We start from the raw sequence: 20,842 nt of genomic DNA on the forward strand, positions 1-20,842 counted from the left end.
ACGGAAGGCGGCCGAACGGTGACCGAGACCCTCGACGCGCTGATCATCGGCGCCGGGTTTTCGGGTCTGTATGCGCTGCACTACCTGCGCGAGCGGGGTATCCGCACCCGCGTGCTGGAGGCGGCCGAAAACGTCGGCGGGACATGGCGGGTCAACCGGTATCCGGGCGCGCGCTGCGACATCGAGAGCATCGAGTACTCCTACAGCTTCTCCGAGGAGATTCAGCAGGAGTGGGTCTGGACGGAGACGATGCCGGCCCAGCCGGAGATCGAGGCGTACCTGAACTTTGTCGCCGACCGACTCGATCTGCGCCGCGATATCGCATTCAACACGACCGTTGTCGCGATGGTCTTCGACGAGGACGCCGCCGCCTGGGCGGTGACCACGGCGGCGGGAGAGCGGCTGCTCGCCTCCTTCGTGGTCGCCGCCTCCGGCATCCTGTCGGTGCCGCTGCAGCCCGATATCGCCGGCATCGACAGCTTCGCGGGGACCTCGCTGTACACCAGCCGGTGGCCGAAAGAAGGCCATGACCTGACCGGCAAGCGCGTCGGCGTCATCGGCACCGGATCCACCGGTGTCCAACTGATTCCGGTCGTCGCCCGAGAAGCCGCACAGCTGTACGTGTTCCAGCGCTCGGCGGCCTACACACTGCCGTGGCAGGTCCGGCAGTTCGCGCCGGGTGAACTGGACGCGCTGAAGGCGGACTACAGCCAGATCCGCGCCGCGCAACGAGACCACCCGGTGGGCGCGGCCCGGCTCTCGGCGTTCTCGGTGCTGCTCGACATGCTCAGCCGGCCGCCGCTGAAGTCGGCGTTACGCGAGGAGCAACTGCGTGCCGTCGAGGAGCACGGTGTGCTGGGGGCGCTCAACTGGGGCGACCTCTTCTTCGACATCGAGGCGAATCGGATGGCCACCCGGCTCTATGGCGAAGCCATTGCCCGGATCGTGCGCGACCCAGAGACGGCGGCCGCCTTGGTGCCAAGCCACCCCTTCGCCTGCAAGCGCCCGATCATCGACCAGGGCTACTACGAAACCTTCAACCGCGACAACGTGACCCTGGTCGATCTTCGCCGCGAGCCGATTCAGACGGTGACGCCGACCGGTATCCGAACCGGCCACGATCCTTATGACCTCGATGTGATCATCTACGCCACCGGCTTCGACGCCATGACCGGTGCGCTGAGCCGTATCGATATCCGCAGTCGCGACGGGGTCTTGCTCCGAGACGTCTGGGCGAATGAGGGACCGGTGTCCTACCTGGGATTGCACGTGGCCGGATTCCCGAATCTGTTCACCGTCCAGGGGCCCGGCAGCCCCAGCGCGGCAACCAACTTCGTCGCCGCGCTGGAACAGCATGTGGAGTGGATCGGCGACTGCATCGCCTACTTGCGGGCCGGTGGGTATCGCACGATCGAGGCATTGCCGGCCGCGCAGGCCGAATGGATCGAACACACCACAGCACTGGTCGCGGCGACGGTTCTGGTTCACCCGACGTGCAATTCCTGGTACAACGGCGGAAACGTCCCCGGCAAGAAGCGAATGTATATGGGATATACCGGTGGCATTCCGGAATACCGCCGCCGCTGCGACGAGATCGCCGCGGCCGGCTACACCGGCTTCAGGCTGGGATGACGACGATGGCATCGGTGCAACGGGTACCGCAGATCATCCGGGGACTGGGCGGGGTGCTGCCCCGGTCGGTCCACGCGCTGAGGGGCGCGTCGGACTGGAGGGTGGCCTCTCCCGGCGGAATGCGTCAGCTGGGGGAGGTGCTGCTCGACGAGCTGACGTTGACCGGTATGACGCTGCTGGCTCCGGCCCCGGAGCTGGCACGACCACTTTCCGGGTGCCTGGCGGCCGCCGAGGAGCTGTCCGGTCTGGGTATCGATGCCGCGCACACCGCACCGAACCCGCTGCGGGTGGCGGCAATTCGCCGGCGCCGCCTGGCCGGCCTCACCTTCGAGCAGCTCAGATTCCGGCACGATCCGCAGCTGCCGCCCTCGTTGGCAGAGTTCGCCGGCCCGGCGACGGCCGCCGTAGTGGTGTGCCGCCACGAGGGTGGTCCGCGGCCCTGGCTGGTCTGGGTGCACGGGGCCGGTCAGGGCAGTTGGCCCGATCTGCTGGTGGCGCGCGTGCAGCGGCTGCACCGCCTGGGCTTCAACATCGCGCTGCCGGTGCAGCCCGGCCACGGTGTGCGTCGCCGCGCCTGGCCGCCCTACCCCGGACATGATCCGCTGGCCAATATCGCCGGCATGATGCGTGCGATCTCCGAAGTCCGTGCGGTGGTGCGGTGGGTAGCGCCGCAGGCGACCGCGGTGACGGTGGCCGGCGTGTCGTTGGGCAGCCCGGTCGCCGCTCTGGTGTCCCACCTGGAGACCGAAGTCGACGCCGTCGCGGTGTACACCCCGATCGCCGGGCTCAACTCGATGATCGCGCACCATCTGTGGCGGTGGGGTCCCGCGGGGCTCTCCGTCGCCGACGCGTTGCGCTCCGAGACCGCCGCGGCGTTGATGTCCGTGGTGGACCTGCTCGAAACCGAACCGGCGCCGCCCGCCGAGCGTCGGCTGATCGTGGCGGCGCGGCACGATCGGATGGCGTACCCGGAACCTGCGGTGGCCCTGCATGATCGGTGGGGCGGCCGGCTGTATTGGCATGATGGTGGCCACGCCGGACACATCTTCTCCCGGCGGGTGCAGGCGGAGACGGAACGATTCCTCACGGAGGTGGCTGGGTCATGAACGATTCCGTGCTCGACGAGCTGGGCTACTACCTGCTGGCCGGCGCCGGTGGCGAAGGCCCGGCCACGCTCATGGAAGAAGCCCGCCGAGGCGAAGAGCTGGGCTTCGGCACTGCGTTCATCTCCGAGCGCTGGAACGTCAAGGAAGCGTCATCGCTGGCCGGTGCGGCATGCGCGGTCACCAGCAGGATGCAGATCGCAACCGCGGCAACCAATCACAACACCCGTCATCCGCTGATCACCGCTTCCTGGGCAACGACCTTGCACCGGCTGTCCGGCGGGCGATTCACCCTGGGCATCGGCCGTGGGATCGGCCCGGTGTACTCCGCTTTCGGCATCCCGGCGGTGACGACCGCGCAGATGGCCGACTGGGCGCAGGTGGTGCGACGGTTGTGGCACGGTGAGGTGATTGTCAACCACCAGGGCCCGATGGGCAGCTATCCGGTACTGGCGCTTGACCCCGACTTCGATGAAGACATCCGGCTGGCACTGGTCGCGTTCGGCCCCAACTCGCTGGCGCTGGGTGGCCGACTGTTCGACGATGTCATTCTGCACACCTTCTTCACTCCGGAAACGGTGCAGCGCTGCGTGAAGACGGTCAAAGATGCCGCCGAACGGGAGGGCCGCGACCCGGAGAAGGTGCGGGTGTGGTCATGCTTTGCCACCGTCGGTGATCATCTTCCCGAAGAGCTGCGGCTGAAGAAGACCGTTGCCCGGCTGGCCACCTATCTGCAGGGCTACGGCGATCTGATGGTGCGCACCAATAACTGGGATCCCGCCGTGCTGCAACGCTTCCGGGCGGACCCGGTGGTGACCTCGATCCCCGGAGGCATCGATCACAAGGCGACCGCCGAGCAGATCGAGCACATCGCCACGTTGATCCCCGCGGACTGGCTGGAACCGTCTGCGACCGGGCCGGCTCGCCGCTGCGCGGAGCGCATCCGGGCCGAGTTCGACTACGGCGCCGACGCGGTGATCATGCACGGCGCCACTCCGGACGAGTTGGACCCGGTCGTCAGCGCCTACCGCGAGATTGTGAACTGAGCTCTCTGAGTCGGCGCGGCGGTCAGTCCAGACCGCCGCGGATGGCGTCGAACGCGTCACCGAGGGCCTGGGGCAGTGCCAGCGACTCGTCGTCCAGCCAGCGTTCGTAGGCGCTCAGCGCCACCCCGAGCATCATCCACGCCACCGTCTGCGGCCGCAGGTCGGACGGCGCCACGCCGGCCCGGCGGGCGACGAACTCTGCGATGACGCCGCGCCAGCCCGCGTACATCGTCATCGAGTACGCCTGCAGCTCGTCGGTCTGCAGGATCACCCGCATCCGGCGCCGATGCCGGGCCGTCTCGCCGTCGTCGAAGGTGTTGAACGCCAACAGCGCCGCGCGCAGCGCGTCGCCGAGTGGGGCGGCGGGATCGATGCGGTCCAGCAGCTCGCGCAGCTGCTGCAGGTGGGCGTCGAAGTCGCCCCACGGGATGGCGTTCTTCGAGGCGTAGTACCGGAACAGAGTGCGGCGGGCGATGCCGGCGGCGTGCGCGACATCGTCGACGTTGACCTCGCCGAACCCTCGGGTGGCGAACAGGTCGATGGCTACGTCGGCGATCTCGTCCCGCGTAGTCGAGCGGCGACGACCGACCCGAGCCTGCGCCTGCGGTCTGGTCACGGCCACCATTCTTCCGGCCCATCTTCCGTTCTGGCACTCGATGCCATATCCTTACCGGGATTGTGACCGATCCGACAGTGCGCTGTCGACCCAACCGTGATGAAAGGCCGGACCCATGGACCAGAACCAGCAGGTCGAAACCAGCACCGAGAGCGACCTCGTCGTCGAGAACCTGGTCGAAGAAGTGTCCATCGACGGCATGTGCGGGGTCTACTGATCGTGTCCGTCGCCGCCGAAGCGGCGCGCGTCACCGAGGATTTCGACCCGGACCGAGGTTGGCGCCTGCATCCGCAGGTGTCGGTGCGGCCGGAGAGCTTCGGCGCGCTGCTGTATCACTTCGGGACGCGCAAGCTCTCGTTCCTGAAGAACCTCACCATGGTCAAGCTGGTCAACTCGCTGGCCGATAATCCCGATGCCCGGTCGGCCTGCCGCGCCGCGGGCATCGACTCCGCCGCGGAGCCGACCTACCTGCGCGCCCTGGGCGTCCTGGCGGCGTCCGACATCTTGATCGCCGTGGACCCGAAGGAGACACCGTGACCGCCCCAGCCGTGGCCCCGAGCCTGGTCGAGCATTTCGAGCACGGCCTCGATGCGCCGATCTGCCTGACCTGGGAACTCACCTACGCCTGCAACCTGGCGTGTGTGCACTGCCTGTCCGCGTCGGGCCGGCGTGACCCGCGTGAGCTGTCCACGCAACAATGCAAGGACATCATCGACGAGCTGGAACGCATGCAGGTGTTCTACGTCAACATCGGTGGCGGGGAACCCACTGTCCGAGACGACTTCTGGGAACTGGTGGACTATGCCACCGACCACCACGTCGGGGTGAAGTTCTCCACCAACGGCTTCCGGATCACGCCTGAGGTGGCCGCCAAACTGGCAGCCAGCGACTATGTCGACGTGCAGATCTCCCTGGACGGAGCAACCGCCGAGGTCAACGATCCGATCCGCGGCAAAGGCTCCTACGACATGGCGATCCGCGCGTTGGAGAACCTGTCCGCCGCCGGCTTCTCCGACACCAAGATCTCCGTTGTGGCGACCCGCCACAACATCGACCAACTCGACGAATTCGCCGCGTTGGCTGCGCGATACGGTGCCACCCTGCGGATCACCCGGCTTCGGCCGTCCGGTCGGGGCGTGGACGTCTGGGACGATCTGCACCCGACGGCCGACCAACAGCTTCAGCTCTACAACTGGCTGGTCGCCAGGGGTGAGGGCGTGCTCACCGGCGACTCGTTCTTCCACCTCGCGCCGCTCGGCGAGTCCGGCGCGCTGGCCGGCCTGAACATGTGCGGGGCCGGGCGGGTGGTCTGCCTGATCGACCCGATCGGCGACGTCTACGCCTGCCCCTTCGCCATCCACGACGAGTTCCTGGCCGGAAACGTGTTGACCGACGGCGGGTTCGATCATGTGTGGAAGCACTCCAAGCTGTTCAAAGAGCTTCGGAACCCGAAGGTGGGCGGCGCCTGTGCCAGCTGCCCGCTGTTTGAGACCTGCCGGGGCGGCTGCATGGCCGCCAAGTTCTTCACCGGCCTGCCGATGGACGGTCCGGACCCGGAGTGCGTTCGCGGGCTCGGCGAGGAGGCGCTGGCCGGGGAGCGACAGAAGCCGCGTCCCAGCAGCGACCACTCACGCGGAAAGCGCAGTAGCGCACCGCGATCCCTGACAGTGCTCGCTGCGCCGGTCTCGGTCAGCCCGACGAAGCCGCCCAAGCGGCTCTGCGACGAAAGCCCGATCTAACTCATGGCCCGTGATATCTGGTTCGAAACCGTCGCCATCGCCCAGGAGCGGGCCAAAAAGCGTCTCCCGAAGTCCGCATACTCGTCGCTGATCTCGGCCAGCGAGAAGGGCCTCACCGTCTCCGACAATGTCGAGGCGTTCAGCGAGCTGGGCTTCGCTCCGCACGTCGTCGGCGCATCCGAGAAGCGTGATCTGTCGACTACCGTTATGGGCCAGGATCTTTCGTTTCCGGTGATGATCTCGCCGACGGGCGTGCAGGCCGTCGATCCGGACGGCGAGGTGGCCGTCGCACGAGCCGCTGCCGCGCGCGGCACCGCGATGGGCCTGTCTTCGTTCGCCAGCAAGCCGATGGAAGAGGTCATCGCGGCCAATCCCAAGACCTTCTTCCAGATCTACTGGCTGGGGGGCCGCGACGCGATCGCCGAACGCGTCGAGCGCGCCCGGGACGCCGGTGCGGTGGGCCTCATCGCCACCACCGACTGGTCCTTCTCCCACGGCCGGGACTGGGGCAGCCCCACCATCCCGGAGCGGATGGATCTCAAGACCATGGTCAAGATGATGCCCGAGGCCCTGACCCGGCCGCGGTGGTTCCTGCAATGGGCCAAGACCATGCGTCCGCCGAGCCTGCGGGTGCCCAACCAGGGCCGGCGCGGCGAGCCGGGTCCGCCGTTCTTCCAGGCCTACGGCGAGTGGATGGGAACCCCGCCGCCGACCTGGGAGGACATCGCCTGGCTGCGTGAGCTCTGGGGTGGGCCGTTCATGCTCAAGGGCGTCATGCGCGTCGACGACGCGAAAAGGGCTGTCGATGCCGGGGTTTCAGCGATCTCGGTGTCCAACCACGGTGGCAACAACTTAGACAGCACGCCGGCCGCGATCCGGGCCCTGCCGGCCGTCGCAGAGGCGGTGGGTGAGCAGGTGGAGGTGCTGCTGGACGGCGGCATCCGACGCGGCAGCGATGTCGTCAAGGCCCTGGCGCTGGGTGCCCGGGCGGTGATGATCGGCCGCGCTTACCTGTGGGGGCTGGCCGCAGCCGGACAGCCCGGGGTGGAGAACGTCCTCGACATCCTGCGCGGCGGCGTCGACTCGGCCCTGATGGGCCTCGGGCGGGCTTCCGTGCACGATCTGTCGCCAGACGACATCCTGATTCCGCCCGGCTTCACCCGTCCGCTCGGTGTGCCGTCCGACGACGCCCGCTGATCTGATCGGCGGCGGGCCCGGCCCCCGCACGCGGGTGGGCGGCTCCGCCGCGCTGGCGACCGCCGGTGATCTGATGGCGGTGGCCCGCTGCGCCCGGCTTCCCCGCGCTTGCGACCGCCGGTGATCTGATGGCGGCGGCCCGCTGCGCCCGGCTCCGCCGCGCTTGCGACCACCGCTGGCCCGATCAGCGCGCCCACCTGCGAACTCAGCGTCTGAACCCTGATACTCCCGTGGCGGACGGGACAGGCGTGATAGTACGGGACCGAACCGGGGCATCGACGGCGGAAAATTTTCTGATCGGCATCAGCAACAACTGGTGTACGGCAGGTGAATTCGCTTACCATCGTGCGATGGTGGTTCGTGGCGAGCTTGGCAGTTCGACGTCGAGCCAGCTACAGACCCAACTGCCGGGGCAGTCGTTGACCCTGCTGGTGCCGGTCGGGTCGACCGAACAGCACGGTCCGCACCTACCGCTGGACACCGACACCCGGATCGCCCAGGCGCTCGCCCGGGCGGTGTCGCAGCGGTTGGACGGGTCCCCGGCGGGGCCCGCCGGGCACGACTGGCCGGTGGCGCCGGCCGTGGCTTACGGCGCCAGCGGGGAGCACCAGAGCTTCGCCGGGACCATCTCGATCGGCACCGAAGCGCTGAGCCGGCTGCTGGTGGAGTACGGCCGGTCCGCGTGCTGCTGGGCGCAGCGGGTCCTCTTCGTCAACGGCCACGGCGGCAACGTGCCGGCGCTGGCCGAGGCGGTGCGCCGACTGCGCTTCGAGGCGCGTGATGTCGCGTGGTTGTCGTGTTCCGCAGCGGATGCCGATGCCCACGCGGGTCACACTGAAACGTCTCTGCTGCTTTATCTTTCGCCAGAAGACGTGCGAATCGGGCAGGCGCGGCCGGGTAACAGCGCGCCCTTGGCGCAGCTGCTGCCGGAGATGCGCCGCGGCGGCGTCGCCGCAGTCAGTGCGGTCGGGGTGCTCGGCGATCCGACCACCGCCACCGCCGACGAGGGACGTCGACTCTTCTCCGAGATGGTTGACAACAGTGTCGCTGCGATTCAATCCTGGGCTCCCGGACCGGACGGAATGCTGCGATGACCCCGGCTCGGCTGCCTGACGGTTTCGCCGTACAGGTTGACCGGAAGGTGCGGGTGCTGGGCCGTGGCTCGGCGCTGTTGGGCGGTTCACCCACCCGGCTGCTGCGGCTGGCGCCCGCCGCGCAGGGCATGCTCTCCGACGGCCGCCTGGAAGTACGCGACGCCGTCAGCGCGCAACTGGCCCGCACCCTGCTGGACGCCACGGTTGCCCATCCGCGCCCAGCCGGCGGGCCGTCGCATCGGGATGTGACCGTCGTTATCCCGGTGCGGGACAACGTTATCGGCCTCAATCGGCTGATGTCTGCGCTGCGCGGCCTGCGCGTCGTCGTGGTGGACGACGGATCGCAGGCCCCGCTCCGCCGGGAAGATCTGACGGCGGCGCATTGCTGCGACGTCGAGTTGCTGCGCCACCCGGCGAGCCGGGGTCCGGCGGCCGCGCGCAACACCGGTCTGCGCGCCTGCACGACCGATTTCGTGGCGTTCCTGGACTCCGATGTGGTGCCGCGCCGGGGCTGGCTGGAAGCGCTGCTGGGACACTTCTGCGATCCCACCGTGGCGCTGGTCGCCCCACGCATCGTCGGCATGGTCGCTCACGACCACCTGGTCGCGCGGTACGAGGCCATCCGTTCGTCACTGGACCTCGGCGTTTGCGAGGCGCCCGTGGTCCCGTACGGCAAGGTCGCCTACGTCCCGAGTGCGGCGATCATCTGCCGCTGCTCGGCGCTGCGTGATCTGGGCGGCTTCGACGAAGCGTTGCGCTCCGGTGAGGACGTCGACCTGTGTTGGCGGCTGGTTGACGCCGGTAGCCGGTTGCGCTACGAGCCGATTGCACTGGTTGCCCACGATCACCGGGTCGCACTGCGGGATTGGGTTGCGCGCAAAGCCTTTTACGGTGGATCGGCGGCACCGCTGTCGGCCCGCCACCCGGATAAGACCGCACCGATGGTGATCTCCGGTTGGGCACTGGCGGGCTGGGCACTGATGGCGCTCGGATCGGCGCTGGGCTACCTGGTGTCATTGGCGATCACCGCGCTGACCGGCCACCGGGTGGCCAGGTCCATGCGGGGGCCCGACACCGCGCCCGCCGATGTGCTGGCGGTAACCCTGCGTGGTCTGGCGGCCGCCGGTCTGCAGATCGCCTCGGCCCTGTGCCGGCACTACTGGCCGATCGCGCTGTTGGCCGCGTGCGTGTCGCAACGCTGCCGTCGGGTGGTGCTGTTGGCGGCGATCAGCGACGGGATAGTGGACTGGCTGCGGCACGCGCGCTGCGATGGCGACGACGCCCGACCGCTCGGGCTGCCCGCCTACCTGCTGCTCAAACGGGTCGACGACCTGGCCTATGGCGCCGGCCTGTGGGTCGGCGTGCTGCGGGAGCGCAACCTCGCCGCACTCAAACCGCAGATCCGCAGTTAGGTAGCCTTGTCGGCTCCGGTGGTGCACAGCGATGTCCTTGTGGTGGGGGCCGGCAGTGCGGGAGCAATTGTGGCGGAACGGCTCTCGTCGGATCCTGGCTGCGCCGTGACGGTGCTGGAGGCCGGGGTCGGGCTGGCCGATCCGGTACTGGCGGCAAGGGTGGCGGACACCTCGCTGTTGCCGATCGGTGCGGACAGCCCACTGGTGCGACGCTATGTGGCCGAGTTGACCGGCAGCCCGGGCGCCGCGATGACGATTGTGCGCGGTGCGACCGTCGGCGGTTCCGGCGCGGTCAACGGCGGCTACTTCTGCCGGGGGCTGCCGGTCGACTTCGAAACCTGGCCGACCGGTTGGTCATGGCCCGACGTGCTGGAGTCCTTTCGTGCCATCGAGACCGACCTTGACTTCGGCGGTGCCCAGCATGGCGGCTCCGGCCCGATACCCGTTCGGCGTACTCGCCAAATGTGCGAGGGCACAGCACGGTTCATCGACGCCGCGGAGCGAGCCGGTTTCGGCTGGATTGCCGACCTCAACAGCGCGGCGGCCGGATCGCAGCCCGGAGTGGGCGCGGTACCGCTCAATGTCGTTGACGGGGTGCGCATCGGGCCGGGAGCGGCCTACCTGCTGCCGGCGCTGGGGCGGAACAACCTGACGCTGCTGACCGGGACGGCGGCATTGGGGATCGACATCGTGGGGGAGCGCGCCGTGGCGGTTCGCGCGGTGGGCCCGGAGGGGCCGTTGCGACTGACGGCGCGCCGAATCATCTTGTGTGCCGGTGCGATCGGATCAGCACATTTGCTGATGCTGTCCGGTGTCGGCGAGGAGGCGATGCTGCGGCACGCGGGTATCGCGGTGCGATCGGTGCTGCCGGTCGGGGCGAGTTGTGCCGACCACCCGGAGTGGCTGGTGACCGCCGGCTGGGACGGAACGCCGGGCCGTCCGCCGTTGGAGGCGGTTCTGCACAACGAGAACCTCGAAATCCGGCCCTACACCACTGGCTTCGCCGACATGGTCGGCGAGACCCGCCCCGGGGATCCGCCGCGGATCGGGGTGGCGTTGATGTCGCCGCGAGCACGCGGCCGGCTGACACTGGTATCGGGCGATCCGCGGGTGCCGCCGCGCATCGAGCTTCGCTACGACACCGAACCCGACGACCTGACGGCGCTGAAAGCCGGAGTGCGGCTCGTGGGGGCCATGCTGGGCGTGAAAGTCGATGTGGGCAACCCGCATTGGTCGACTTCGCAACACCTGTGCGGCAGCGCGCCGATGGGCTCCGACGATGACGCATCCGCGGTGCTCGATGCGCAGTGCCGGGTACGGGGCATCGAGGGCCTGTGGGTGATCGACGGCTCGGCGGTGCCGGCGATCCCCAGCCGCGGGCCGCACGCGTCGATAGCGATGCTGGCGCAGCGGGCGACGGCGCTTCTGTCGGCCTGAAGGCACTGGCCTGACCGGCTTCGCCTGACCATCCGCGCATTTCGCACCACCGGACGACGGATTCTTGTGCGGGATGTCCTTGTTCGGCCAGGTCGAATGGATGTACAACCTTATCTCGACATTAACAACATGTGATTGGCCGGCGTGCTCCGAGTTTCAAAGTGGCGATTCGATTCTCGGTACGTGGCGCGGCTCGTCGCCGCCGAATTCAGGGGAGTGAAGTTTGTGAATCTGGAATGTGTTGGCGCCGCCGCCGTGGCCGGCTTGGGCGGTGCCGCCATGATGATCGGCCCGAGTGTCGCGTCGGTCCCGTTATTCGGCCACGCCGACGTGGCGCTACGGGCCTCGGCCGCTGTGTTGTCGGACAGCACCAATGCGATGTTCGTCGGCGGGACCTTTGAACCGACACCGTCGACGAGCTGGGTGGACACCGCGGAGACGCGCTACCTGGACCCGCTGGGCTTCGCCGGGCCCGACGCCGGCGACACGACCATCTGCGACATGAGCGGCACCTCCCCCTGCGACGCCCCGTTGCAAGTGCTGACGACGCCTGAACTGCTCGAAGAGGGCCCGAGCACGCTCGAGACCGAGCAGGACATCATCAAAGCGGTGGAAGCCGAATACGCGGCCGGGAATATGAGCGCGACGGACCCCCTGACGGTGTTCGCCTACTCGCAGAGCGCGATGGCCGCGTCGGCGGCGGAAGCCGTGCTGGCGAAAGACGGCATTCCCCAGGCTGACCTACATTTCGTGTTCATCGGCGACCCGAGCACCGCGGACGGGGTGGCTCCCAACATCCACAATGACCTGGTTCAACTATTCGGCGGCGGCGCGTCCGGCACGTCCTTCACCGATAGCCTGCTGAAGTTCGTCAACGAGGACCAATTCGCCCCCGGTGGCCCGCTCGCCGGTGTCACCCCGAATGATCTGTATCAGACGACCATCTACACGATCCACACCGACGGCGTCGCGGACTGGCAAAAGGATTGGGACACCGCCCTTGCCACCAACAACGGCAACGCGTGGGAAGCCCTCGGTAACGCGCTCTACCATCTTGCGTCCACCCATCTGGAGTACCTGGGATTGACTCCGGCCGACGTCGCCACCGGCGTCGCGACGACCGACGGTTTGACCACCACCATCACCATTCCGGACGGAGCGGATCCGGGTGCGGCCATCAACGACTCGGCGGCGTGGATGGCGGCGTTCCCGAACGGACTCGGCGACAGCGGACTGTGGTCGAGCTTGGCGGAATCACTACAAGACATTTTCAACCCTGCCTACGCGTGAGGCCCGGTCTGGTGGACCAACTCGCTCTCTCCCGTCTGAGCGAGCTGGTCCACCTCGGATTGCATTGTGGCCCATGATGGTTCAGTCGTCAGCCGGCCCAGGAGTCGACGGGGTACCCAATGCGGGGGATCCCGCGTACCGTGTGCGAATGGAGACCGATATCGACGCAGTGGAATGGGAGCGCCCGTCGGAGGCGGTGCGCGAACTGATCCGGCACGGCGCCCAGATGACGCTCGACAGTTCCGAGTGGTGGATCGAAGCGATACAACAGGGCGCGCTTGCGTCGAGGTACACCCGGCGCATCGCCGATGATCCCGTGATCGTCGAAACCATTCGGCGAAGCACCCGGGAAAGCTGCCTGCGCTGGCTGGCCAGAAACATCAGTCACCCCGGCGAACCGGTCTCAGCCGACCTGACCGCGGCGGAGCTTGTCGCGGTCCGCAATGTGGTCTCCCGCGGTCTGGACGAGTTGGCGGTGATGGACGCCTACCGGCTCGCCCAGAACGCGGCTTTGCGGTCCTGGATGCCCGTCGCGTTTCAGGTGACATCCGACCCCGGCCAGCTGCGCGAGGTACTCGACGTCTGTCAACGCTCTATCGGGTCGTTCATCGAAGCGGTGGTCGCCGAACTGTGCCAGATGATCAGAGCCGAGCGCGGTCAGCTGGCGCGGGGGACCGACCCGGCAATTCAGGAGATCGTGACCCAGATCGTCGATGGCGCATTGCCTCCGGCGAACGCGGAGGACCGGCTCGGTTACCTGCTCGGCCAGCACCACACCGCGGCGGTGCTCTGGAGCGACCAACCCAATGGCCAACGTGTCCACGGGGCCGATCTGGACCGTGTCGCCCGGGTGTTGCTCGACACCGCCGGGGAGCGCCCGGCGCTTCTGCTGCGAGCTGATGCGGCTACCAGGTGGGTATGGCTGCCCGGCCGGGACGGTTCCGACCTGTCCGGCGTCGTGGCCGTTCTGGACCAGTTGCCCGGAATCCGGGTTGCGGTCGGGCCGGCAGCTGCCGGCCTCGACGGCTTCCGGCAGAGCCATCTCGATGCGCTGACCGCTCAGCGCATGGTCGCTCAGGCCGGCATAACCCGCCGGGTCGTCCGGTACGCCGAAATCGAGTTGATCGCACTGCTGGTCGCCGATCCCAAACGGGCGCAGCGATTCGTCAAGCGCATGCTGGGCGCGTTCGCGTCGGCCGATGCCGAACTTCGTCGGACCGTCAGCACCTTCATCCACGAGGGATGCAGCGCCTCGCGAACTGCAGCGCGGTTGTTCATCCACCGAAACACCCTGCAGCGTCGTCTTTCTCAAGCGGACGAGCTGCTGCCGCAGCCACTGGACGGCTCCCACGTGAGCGTGGCGGTCGCGCTGGAGATGCTGGACTGGGGGTGCCGAGTCCGGTCTCGGTCCGTCGACGAGATGGAACTCGCCGAACTCGCCCGCTAAGAGCCGGCGGCGCCGGTTTGAGTGTGCGGGCAGGGTCATGATCCGGCGAGAATCCCGCCCGCACTGCACACTGAAAAACCAGTTACGAGTCAGCCGCGCAGCCGGTAGCGGATGGGCAGGTGCTTGACGCCGCCGACGAATGTGGTCGAGATCAGTTGCGGTTCACCGGCCATCTCGATGGCGTCCAAACGGGGGATGAGTTCACGAAAGAAGCTGTCGATCTCCATTCGGGCCAGCGCGGACGCCACGCAGAAGTGCACGCCGTAGCCGAACGACAGATGCTTGTTCGGGTCGCGGCCGACGTCGAAGGCGAACGGGTCGTCGAAGACGTCCTCATCATGGTTGGCCGAGACATAGGACAGATAGGCCGACTCGCCCTTGGCGATCGGCACTCCGCGGACCTCGGTGTCAGCGGTCGCGGTACGCATGAACTCCTTGACCGGGGTCACCCAGCGGATGATCTCCTCGACCGCGGTGGGCATCAGGCCGAGATCGGCGCGCAGTCGCTCCCGTTGTTCAGGGTGTTCGATGAGTGCTCGCAGCCCCCCGCCGATCGCCGCGCTGGTGGTGTCGTGGCCGGCGGTGGCGATGATGACGTAGTAGGAGACGGTGTCGATGTCTGACAGCGGCTCCCCGTCGATGCGGGCGTTGGCGATGGTCGACGCGAGATCCTCGGTGGGGTGTTCACGACGCTCGGCCGTGAGGGCGTTGAAGTAGGCGAAGAAGTCCAGCAGCACCGGCAGCTGTTCCTCCGGGGTGATGCCGCGCCGGTACTCGTCGTCGTCGCCGCCGAACAGCTCCTGGGTCAGCCGGAGCATCCGGCCGAAATCCGATTCCGGCAGGCCCAGCAGCGACATGATCACGTACAGCGGGTAATTCAGCGCGATGTCCTGAACGAAGTCGCACTCCGAGCCGATCTGCAGCATCTTGTCGACGTAGCGTTTGGCGAGTTCGTCGATTCGAGTCTTCATCGCCCGCATCGCCTTGGGCCGGAACCAGTCCGAGACGATGGTGCGCATCTTGTGGTGGTGCGGATCGTCCATGTGGATCAGCGTGCGCAGTCCCATCCCGGACTCCAGCAGGGAGCGCTGCAGATCGTCGGCATCGGCGGGGGCCAGCACCGGACGTGGTTCGTTGACCCACAGCACGTTGTCGCGTTCGATGTCCATGATGTCGGCGTGCCGGGTGATCGCCCAGAACGGACGGTAGGGCGGGTGATCGACCAGCGACACCGGCGCGTTCGCCCGCAGATGAGTCAGGGCCGCGTGCAGTCGCGGTTCGTCGGCGTAGGCGGTCGGGTCGGCGAACACCCGGGCGGCCTGATCGATTATCGGTGCACTCATGGCGGCTCCTCGGCCCGTTTTTCTTGACACGTGTCAGCTTTGATCCAGTGTCGGTGATATTCACCGTCGTGGCGGCGCTTTACGAGGATTCGGCAGATTAGGCTGATCGGTCATGTCGACCGGATCTAGTCGCCGCCGAGCCCTGCGGGCAGGCGCTCTCGCACTGGCGTTGCTCGCGGCGTTGGCCGCCGGGTGCGGGCGCTCCGACGGTGCGGCGTCGCAACCGGGCCTCGGGGCCCGCGCGGTAGCGCTCAACGCCGACGTGGTGCGAAGCTCCGCCGGGCTGCTGCGCGGGGTGGTGGGGCCGGATCACCGGCTGTTTCAAGGGATCCCGTACGCCGCACCGCCGGTTGGGCCGCTGCGTTGGCAGCCGCCGGCTCCGATGCCGGCGTGGCAGGGGGTGCGCGAGGCCGTCAAACGCGGGCCGTGGTGCATTCAGCCGGACGCCGCCGAGGCGGACCCGATCAGCGAGGACTGCCTGACCCTCAATGTGTGGACGCCGACCGGTTCGGCAGCCGAGCCGCTGCCGGTCATGGTGTGGATCCACGGCGGCAGTTTCATGCGTGGCGCCGGCGACATCTATGACGCGCAACGGCTGGCGGTCCGCGGACGCATCGTCGTCGTCACCATCAACTACCGATTGGGCGCCCTCGGGTTCCTGGCCGACCCCGCACTGGGTGAGGCCGGCAACTACGGGCTGGCCGATCAGCAGGCGGCGCTGCGCTGGATTCGGGACAACGCCGGCGCATTCGGCGGCGACCCGACCAAGGTGACCATCGCCGGTGAGTCGGCCGGCGGCATGTCGGTCTGCGATCACCTCGCCGCGCCGGAGTCGGCCGGCCTGTTCCGGGCCGCGATCATCCAGAGCGGACCGTGCCAGGCGCAGGTCGAGGTCCCCGACGCCCGGCGAATCAGTCGCGACTACACCGAATCCATGGGCTGCGCAGGCCCGGGCAAGGCAGGCACCCCGGAGGAGTCAGAGGTCGCCGCCTGCCTGCGCCGGCTGTCGGCCGATCGGCTGACCAAGCCGCTGTGGTACGCCCGGTTCGGCACCGACCAGCTCAGCGGCCCGGCGGTGGGAACCCCGCTGCTGCCGGAGGACCCGGCGCGGGTGCTTCGCGACGGCCAAGTCGGCCAGGCCTCCCGGGTGCCCGTGCTGCTGGGCGTCAACCGCGACGAGTTCACTCTGTTCGTCGCGCTGCGCTATCTGCGCGTGGGCCGGGAGATCGCCGACGCGGAGTACCTCGAGGAGTTGAAGGACACCTTCGGCTCCGGTGAAGCCGCCGCGGTGGCCGACCACTACCCGCCGGAGCGGTTCGGCGGCAGCGTCTCGCTGGCGTATGCGGCGGCGGCGACCGACGACATCTTCGCGTGCGTGGCCGACCGGATGGCCCGCGGGCTGGCCGCCGGCGCACCGGTGTACGGCTACGAGTTCGCCGACCCGCACGCGCCGGCGCCGGAACTGTTCGACCACGTGCCGTTTCCGATCGGCGCCACCCACTCGCTGGAGATGCGCTATCTGTTCGACATCGGCGGCGCCCCGCCCCTGGACCCCGCGCAGCGCCGGCTGTCCGACCAGATGATCGAGTACTGGACCGGCTTCGTGGTCACCGGCGCACCGGTTGGCGTCGGCCAGCTCGACTGGCCGGCAATGGCAGCCGGGGCCGATCGACGGTGGATGTCGCTGCGGCCCGACGGCAGCCGGGTGATCACCGACTTCGCGGCCGAGCACCAGTGCGATTTCTGGGCGACGGTGCGTTAGAGAACGACGGCCGTTAGAGAGCTAGGCCGGCGTCACCCAGGTGGTGATGTCGGCATGGACGACCTCGGCGCCGGCCTTGTCGGTGACGCTGACGGACACCACGACCTCGACTCCCTCGGTGATGGCACCGAAGTCCGGTGGATCCAGCCGGGCGGTGGCCCGCAGCGACGTCGTCGCCTTGGCCAAGTACTGCACGGTCATCGCCTTGGGGATCCAGCGGTGGCTGCGCGGCACGGTGGCCTCCATCAACATCCCCATCGCCACCTCGGCGGCGTTGCAGGAGGCGATCGCGTGCACGGTGTGCAGGTGGTTGTAAACGAATGGCCACTTCGGCACCAGCACCTCGGCCAGCCCGGGCTCCATCCGGACCACGTGCGGCAGTACCGATGCGAAGTAGGGGACCCGCGCCATGGCCGCAGCCGAGAACAGCCGGGTGCCGCCGGGGAGGCCCGCAAGGCGTCGCCAGGCCTGATATGTACTGGTAGATCCGGTCACGACAAAGTATCTTACCGACAAGTAAGATCACCTGTCGGGCGGCTCCGCGCAGACCCGGCCGGGGGACCGGCGCCGATACGACTGGGGATTTGGCCGCTGACCCGATCTGGGGCATACTGTTCAGGTTCGCCTGCGCCGGGGTTGCCCCTGGCCGGGCATACGACCAGCGCCCACCCGGGCGCGTCCGGTCCCAATCTCGCAGCGCGGAGATTTTTCACCGTGAGCGAGACCGTGTGCGGGCGACACGCCCGACCGCGGGGACCGGTGGACCAGGACAGGTAAACAGCGGCGGCGGCTCCCAGTGCAGAGTCCACGCAGGGCCCGAAGGGCCCGACAGGGCAGAAGCACGCTGGGGCACGAAGGGTTCGGAGACGGACCCCCTTTGCAGGAGTGAGGTAGCAGAAGCGTGGCGGGACAAAAGATCCGCATCAGGCTCAAGGCCTACGACCATGAGGCTATTGACGCCTCGGCGCGCAAGATCGTCGAGACGGTCACCCGCACCGGTGCGTCCGTGGTGGGCCCGGTGCCGCTGCCGACCGAGAAGAACGTGTATTGCGTCATCCGGTCCCCGCACAAGTACAAGGACTCGCGGGAGCACTTCGAGATGCGCACTCACAAGAGGCTGATCGACATCCTCGATCCCACGCCGAAGACCGTTGACGCCCTGATGCGCATCGATCTGCCGGCCAGCGTCGACGTCAACATTCAGTAGGAGCACCGAAAAACCATGGCACGCAAAGGTATTTTGGGTACCAAACTGGGCATGACGCAGGTGTTCGACGAGAACAACAAGGTCGTGCCGGTCACGGTCGTCAAGGCCGGGCCAAACGTGGTGACCCGTATCCGCACCGCCGAGCGCGACGGCTACAGCGCCGTGCAGCTCGCATACGGCGAGATCAGCCCCCGCAAGGTGAACAAGCCGGTCACCGGCCAGTACGCCGCCGCGGGTGTCAACCCCCGCCGTCACCTCGTCGAGTTGCGCCTTGCCGGCGAAGAAGCCGCAGCGGCGTATGAAGTCGGCCAGGAGCTGACCGCCGAGATCTTCGCCGACGGCGCCTACGTCGACGTCACCGGCACCTCCAAGGGCAAGGGCTTCGCCGGCACCATGAAGCGGCACGGCTTTGCCGGTCAGGGCGCCGGTCACGGCGCCCAGGCGGTGCACCGCCGGCCCGGTTCGATCGGCGGCTGCTCGACCCCGGGCCGGGTGTTCAAAGGCACCCGGATGTCGGGCCGGATGGGCAACGACCGTGTCACCACCCAGAACCTGGTGGTGCACAAGGTGGACGCCGAGAACGGCGTGCTGCTGATCAAGGGCGCCATTCCGGGACGCAACGGTGGACTGGTTCTGGTCCGCAGCGCGATCAAAAAGGGTGAGAAGTGATGGCCGCCAAAGAGCAAACAGCACGCAAGATTGACGTCAAGACTCCGGACGGCAAGTCCAGCGGCTCGGTCGAGCTGCCTGCCGAGCTGTTCGACGCTCCCGCCAACATTGCGTTGATGCACCAGGTGGTCATCGCTCAGTTGGCCGCGGCCCGGCAGGGTACGCACTCGACCAAGACCCGCGGCGAGGTTCGCGGCGGTGGCCGTAAGCCGTACCGGCAGAAGGGCACCGGCCGGGCCCGTCAGGGTTCGACCCGGGCGCCGCAGTTCACCGGCGGTGGCGTGGTGCACGGCCCGAAACCGCGCGACTACAGCCAGCGCACCCCGAAGAAGATGATCGCCGCCGCACTGCGTGGCGCGCTGTCGGACCGGGCGCGCAATGGCCGCATCCACGCGATCACCGAGTTGGTGAGTGGACAGACCCCCTCGACCAAGAGCGCCAAGGCGTTCCTGGGCTCGATCACCGACCGCAAGCAGGTCCTGGTGGTCATCGGGCGGACCGATGAGACGGGCGCCAAGAGCGTGCGCAACCTGCCGGGTGTGCACATCCTGGCGGCGGATCAACTCAACACCCACGACGTGCTGCGTGCCGACGACGTGGTGTTCAGCGTCGAGGCTCTCAATGCCTACATCGAGGCGCACACCGCCAAAACCGAGGAGGTTTCGGCCTGATGGCGACCATCACCGACCCTCGCGACATCATCCTCGCGCCGGTCATCTCCGAGAAGTCCTACGGGCTGATCGAGGAGAACACCTACACATTTGTTGTGCGTCCCGACTCGAACAAGACGCAGATCAAGATCGCGATCGAGAAGATCTTCGCCGTCAAGGTCGCGTCGGTGAACACCGCGAACCGGCCGGGTAAGCGCAAGCGTGCTCGGGCCGGCTACGGCAAGCGCAAGGACACCAAGCGCGCCATCGTGACCCTGGCGCCCGGCAGCAAGCCGATCGACCTGTTCGCCGCACCGGCCTGACCGGAGTGAGAGAGAGATCTAACTGACATGGGAATCCGCAAGTACAAGCCGACGACCCCCGGTCGTCGCGGTGCCAGCGTCTCCGATTTTGCCGAGCTCACCCGCTCCCACCCGGAGAAGTCGCTGGTTCGGCCGCTGCACGGCCGCGGCGGGCGTAACGCCCACGGCCGGATCACCACTCGGCACAAGGGTGGTGGCCACAAGCGCGCCTTCCGGGTGATCGACTTCCGTCGCCACGACAAGGACGGCGTCGACGCGAAGGTCGCGCACATCGAGTACGACCCGAACCGCACCGCTCGGATCGCGCTGCTGCACTACCTGGACGGCGAGAAGCGCTACATCATCGCCCCGCAGGGTCTGTCGCAGGGCGCCGTGGTGGAGTCGGGCGCCAACGCCGACATCAAGCCCGGCAACAACCTGCCGCTGCGCAACATCCCGGCGGGCACGCTGGTGCACGCCGTGGAGCTGCGGCCGGGCGGCGGCGCCAAGTTGGCCCGCTCGGCCGGGTCCAGCATCCAGCTGCTGGGTAAGGAAGGCGCCTACGCCTCGCTGCGTATGCCTTCCGGTGAGATCCGCCGGGTCGACGTGCGCTGCCGCGCCACCGTCGGCGAGGTGGGCAACGCCGAGCAGGCCAACATCAACTGGGGTAAGGCCGGCCGGATGCGGTGGAAGGGCAAGCGCCCGTCCGTCCGTGGTGTGGTGATGAACCCGGTGGACCACCCGCATGGTGGTGGTGAGGGCAAGACCTCCGGTGGCCGGCACCCGGTCAGTCCGTGGGGTAAGCCGGAGGGTCGTACCCGCCGGCCGAACAAGCCCAGCGACAAGCTCATCGTCCGACGCCGGCGCACCGGCAAGAACAAGCGCTAGGAAGCGGA

The 20,842-nt window shown here is 68.0% G+C and carries 21 protein-coding genes; 18 read left to right on the plus strand and 3 right to left on the minus strand.

The window, feature by feature from the left end:
* The first annotated feature begins 18 nt into the window (after positions 1-18).
* From ACZYY4_RS01910 to ACZYY4_RS01920, 3 genes are read left to right on the plus strand one after another with little or no spacing between them, the layout of a single operon-like run.
* The gene (locus tag ACZYY4_RS01910; protein WP_463807722.1) at positions 19-1,632 is read left to right on the plus strand and encodes a flavin-containing monooxygenase; all 1,614 of its coding nucleotides are present in this window, start codon (positions 19-21) and stop codon (positions 1,630-1,632) included.
* Positions 1,633-1,637: 5 nt separating this feature from the next.
* Positions 1,638-2,738, plus strand: a complete 1,101-nt coding sequence (locus tag ACZYY4_RS01915) for an alpha/beta hydrolase (protein ID WP_463807723.1) — start codon at positions 1,638-1,640, stop codon at positions 2,736-2,738.
* Positions 2,735-3,781, plus strand: coding sequence for a TIGR03857 family LLM class F420-dependent oxidoreductase (locus ACZYY4_RS01920; protein ID WP_463807724.1), 1,047 nt, complete (start codon positions 2,735-2,737; stop codon positions 3,779-3,781). Before ACZYY4_RS01915 ends, ACZYY4_RS01920 begins: the two co-directional genes overlap by 4 nt.
* 22 nt (positions 3,782-3,803) lie before the next feature.
* Here ACZYY4_RS01920 and mftR read toward each other — a convergent pair whose 3' ends face one another.
* Positions 3,804-4,406 carry a mycofactocin system transcriptional regulator gene (mftR, locus tag ACZYY4_RS01925; RefSeq protein ID WP_463807725.1) on the minus strand — a complete coding sequence of 201 codons (603 nt, stop codon included), beginning with the start codon at positions 4,404-4,406 and terminating at the stop codon, positions 3,804-3,806.
* 106 nt (positions 4,407-4,512) lie between these two features.
* On the opposite strand from mftR, the gene mftA reads away from it, so the two are divergent.
* The 9 genes from mftA (at position 4,513) to ACZYY4_RS01970 (ending at position 14,013) form a co-directional block, all read left to right on the plus strand.
* The gene (mftA, locus tag ACZYY4_RS01930) at positions 4,513-4,614 is read left to right on the plus strand and encodes a mycofactocin precursor MftA (protein WP_463807726.1); all 102 of its coding nucleotides are present in this window, start codon (positions 4,513-4,515) and stop codon (positions 4,612-4,614) included.
* A gap of 2 nt (positions 4,615-4,616) precedes the next feature.
* A complete protein-coding gene (gene mftB, locus ACZYY4_RS01935; RefSeq protein WP_463807727.1) occupies positions 4,617-4,934 on the plus strand; it encodes a mycofactocin biosynthesis chaperone MftB in 318 nt (105 codons plus the stop codon).
* A complete protein-coding gene (gene mftC, locus ACZYY4_RS01940) occupies positions 4,931-6,136 on the plus strand; it encodes a mycofactocin radical SAM maturase (RefSeq protein WP_463807728.1) in 1,206 nt (401 codons plus the stop codon). Before mftB ends, mftC begins: the two co-directional genes overlap by 4 nt.
* Before the next feature lie 3 nt (positions 6,137-6,139).
* Complete coding sequence (mftD, locus tag ACZYY4_RS01945; protein WP_463807729.1) at positions 6,140-7,333, plus strand: pre-mycofactocin synthase MftD; 1,194 nt, start codon at positions 6,140-6,142, stop codon at positions 7,331-7,333.
* A gap of 350 nt (positions 7,334-7,683) precedes the next feature.
* Positions 7,684-8,427, plus strand: coding sequence for a mycofactocin biosynthesis peptidyl-dipeptidase MftE (gene mftE, locus ACZYY4_RS01950; RefSeq protein ID WP_463807730.1), 744 nt, complete (start codon positions 7,684-7,686; stop codon positions 8,425-8,427).
* Positions 8,424-9,839 (plus strand): mycofactocin biosynthesis glycosyltransferase MftF, encoded by a 1,416-nt coding sequence (gene mftF / locus ACZYY4_RS01955; protein ID WP_463807731.1) that lies wholly within the window; start codon positions 8,424-8,426, stop codon positions 9,837-9,839. The genes mftE and mftF overlap by 4 nt, the downstream gene beginning before the upstream one ends.
* A gap of 6 nt (positions 9,840-9,845) precedes the next feature.
* Entirely contained in the window at positions 9,846-11,276 is a 1,431-nt protein-coding gene (gene mftG, locus ACZYY4_RS01960) for a mycofactocin dehydrogenase MftG (RefSeq protein ID WP_463807732.1), read from the plus strand.
* Between the two features lie 216 nt (positions 11,277-11,492).
* Positions 11,493-12,566, plus strand: a complete 1,074-nt coding sequence (locus ACZYY4_RS01965; RefSeq protein ID WP_463807733.1) for a PE-PPE domain-containing protein — start codon at positions 11,493-11,495, stop codon at positions 12,564-12,566.
* A gap of 148 nt (positions 12,567-12,714) precedes the next feature.
* Positions 12,715-14,013: a PucR family transcriptional regulator gene (locus tag ACZYY4_RS01970; RefSeq protein WP_463807734.1), complete on the plus strand. Its 1,299-nt coding sequence runs from the start codon at positions 12,715-12,717 to the stop codon at positions 14,011-14,013.
* A gap of 89 nt (positions 14,014-14,102) precedes the next feature.
* On the opposite strand, the gene ACZYY4_RS01975 is transcribed toward ACZYY4_RS01970, so the two are convergent.
* The gene (locus tag ACZYY4_RS01975; protein WP_463807735.1) at positions 14,103-15,356 is read right to left on the minus strand and encodes a cytochrome P450; all 1,254 of its coding nucleotides are present in this window, start codon (positions 15,354-15,356) and stop codon (positions 14,103-14,105) included.
* 112 nt (positions 15,357-15,468) lie between these two features.
* Here ACZYY4_RS01975 and ACZYY4_RS01980 point away from each other — a divergent pair, with 112 nt between their 5' ends.
* Positions 15,469-17,118 (plus strand): carboxylesterase/lipase family protein, encoded by a 1,650-nt coding sequence (locus tag ACZYY4_RS01980; protein ID WP_463807736.1) that lies wholly within the window; start codon positions 15,469-15,471, stop codon positions 17,116-17,118.
* Positions 17,119-17,139: 21 nt separating this feature from the next.
* Here the strand turns inward: ACZYY4_RS01980 and ACZYY4_RS01985 are convergent, their stop codons facing one another.
* On the minus strand, positions 17,140-17,613 hold the full coding sequence (locus ACZYY4_RS01985) for a hotdog fold domain-containing protein (protein ID WP_463807737.1): 474 nt from the start codon (positions 17,611-17,613) through the stop codon (positions 17,140-17,142).
* Positions 17,614-18,019: 406 nt separating this feature from the next.
* On the opposite strand from ACZYY4_RS01985, the gene rpsJ reads away from it, so the two are divergent.
* The 5 genes from rpsJ to rplB are packed head-to-tail and all read left to right on the plus strand — an operon-like array spanning position 18,020 to position 20,834.
* On the plus strand, positions 18,020-18,325 hold the full coding sequence (gene rpsJ / locus ACZYY4_RS01990; RefSeq protein WP_003883485.1) for a 30S ribosomal protein S10: 306 nt from the start codon (positions 18,020-18,022) through the stop codon (positions 18,323-18,325).
* Positions 18,326-18,340: 15 nt separating this feature from the next.
* The gene (gene rplC / locus ACZYY4_RS01995; protein WP_463807738.1) at positions 18,341-18,994 is read left to right on the plus strand and encodes a 50S ribosomal protein L3; all 654 of its coding nucleotides are present in this window, start codon (positions 18,341-18,343) and stop codon (positions 18,992-18,994) included.
* Positions 18,994-19,665, plus strand: coding sequence for a 50S ribosomal protein L4 (gene rplD, locus ACZYY4_RS02000; RefSeq protein WP_463807739.1), 672 nt, complete (start codon positions 18,994-18,996; stop codon positions 19,663-19,665). The genes rplC and rplD overlap by 1 nt, the downstream gene beginning before the upstream one ends.
* Positions 19,665-19,967: a 50S ribosomal protein L23 gene (gene rplW, locus ACZYY4_RS02005; RefSeq protein WP_463807740.1), complete on the plus strand. Its 303-nt coding sequence runs from the start codon at positions 19,665-19,667 to the stop codon at positions 19,965-19,967. The genes rplD and rplW overlap by 1 nt, the downstream gene beginning before the upstream one ends.
* A gap of 27 nt (positions 19,968-19,994) precedes the next feature.
* The gene (gene rplB, locus ACZYY4_RS02010; RefSeq protein ID WP_463807741.1) at positions 19,995-20,834 is read left to right on the plus strand and encodes a 50S ribosomal protein L2; all 840 of its coding nucleotides are present in this window, start codon (positions 19,995-19,997) and stop codon (positions 20,832-20,834) included.
* Positions 20,835-20,842 lie beyond the last annotated feature (8 nt).

Source organism: Mycobacterium sp. IDUB_21, from assembly GCF_055419425.1.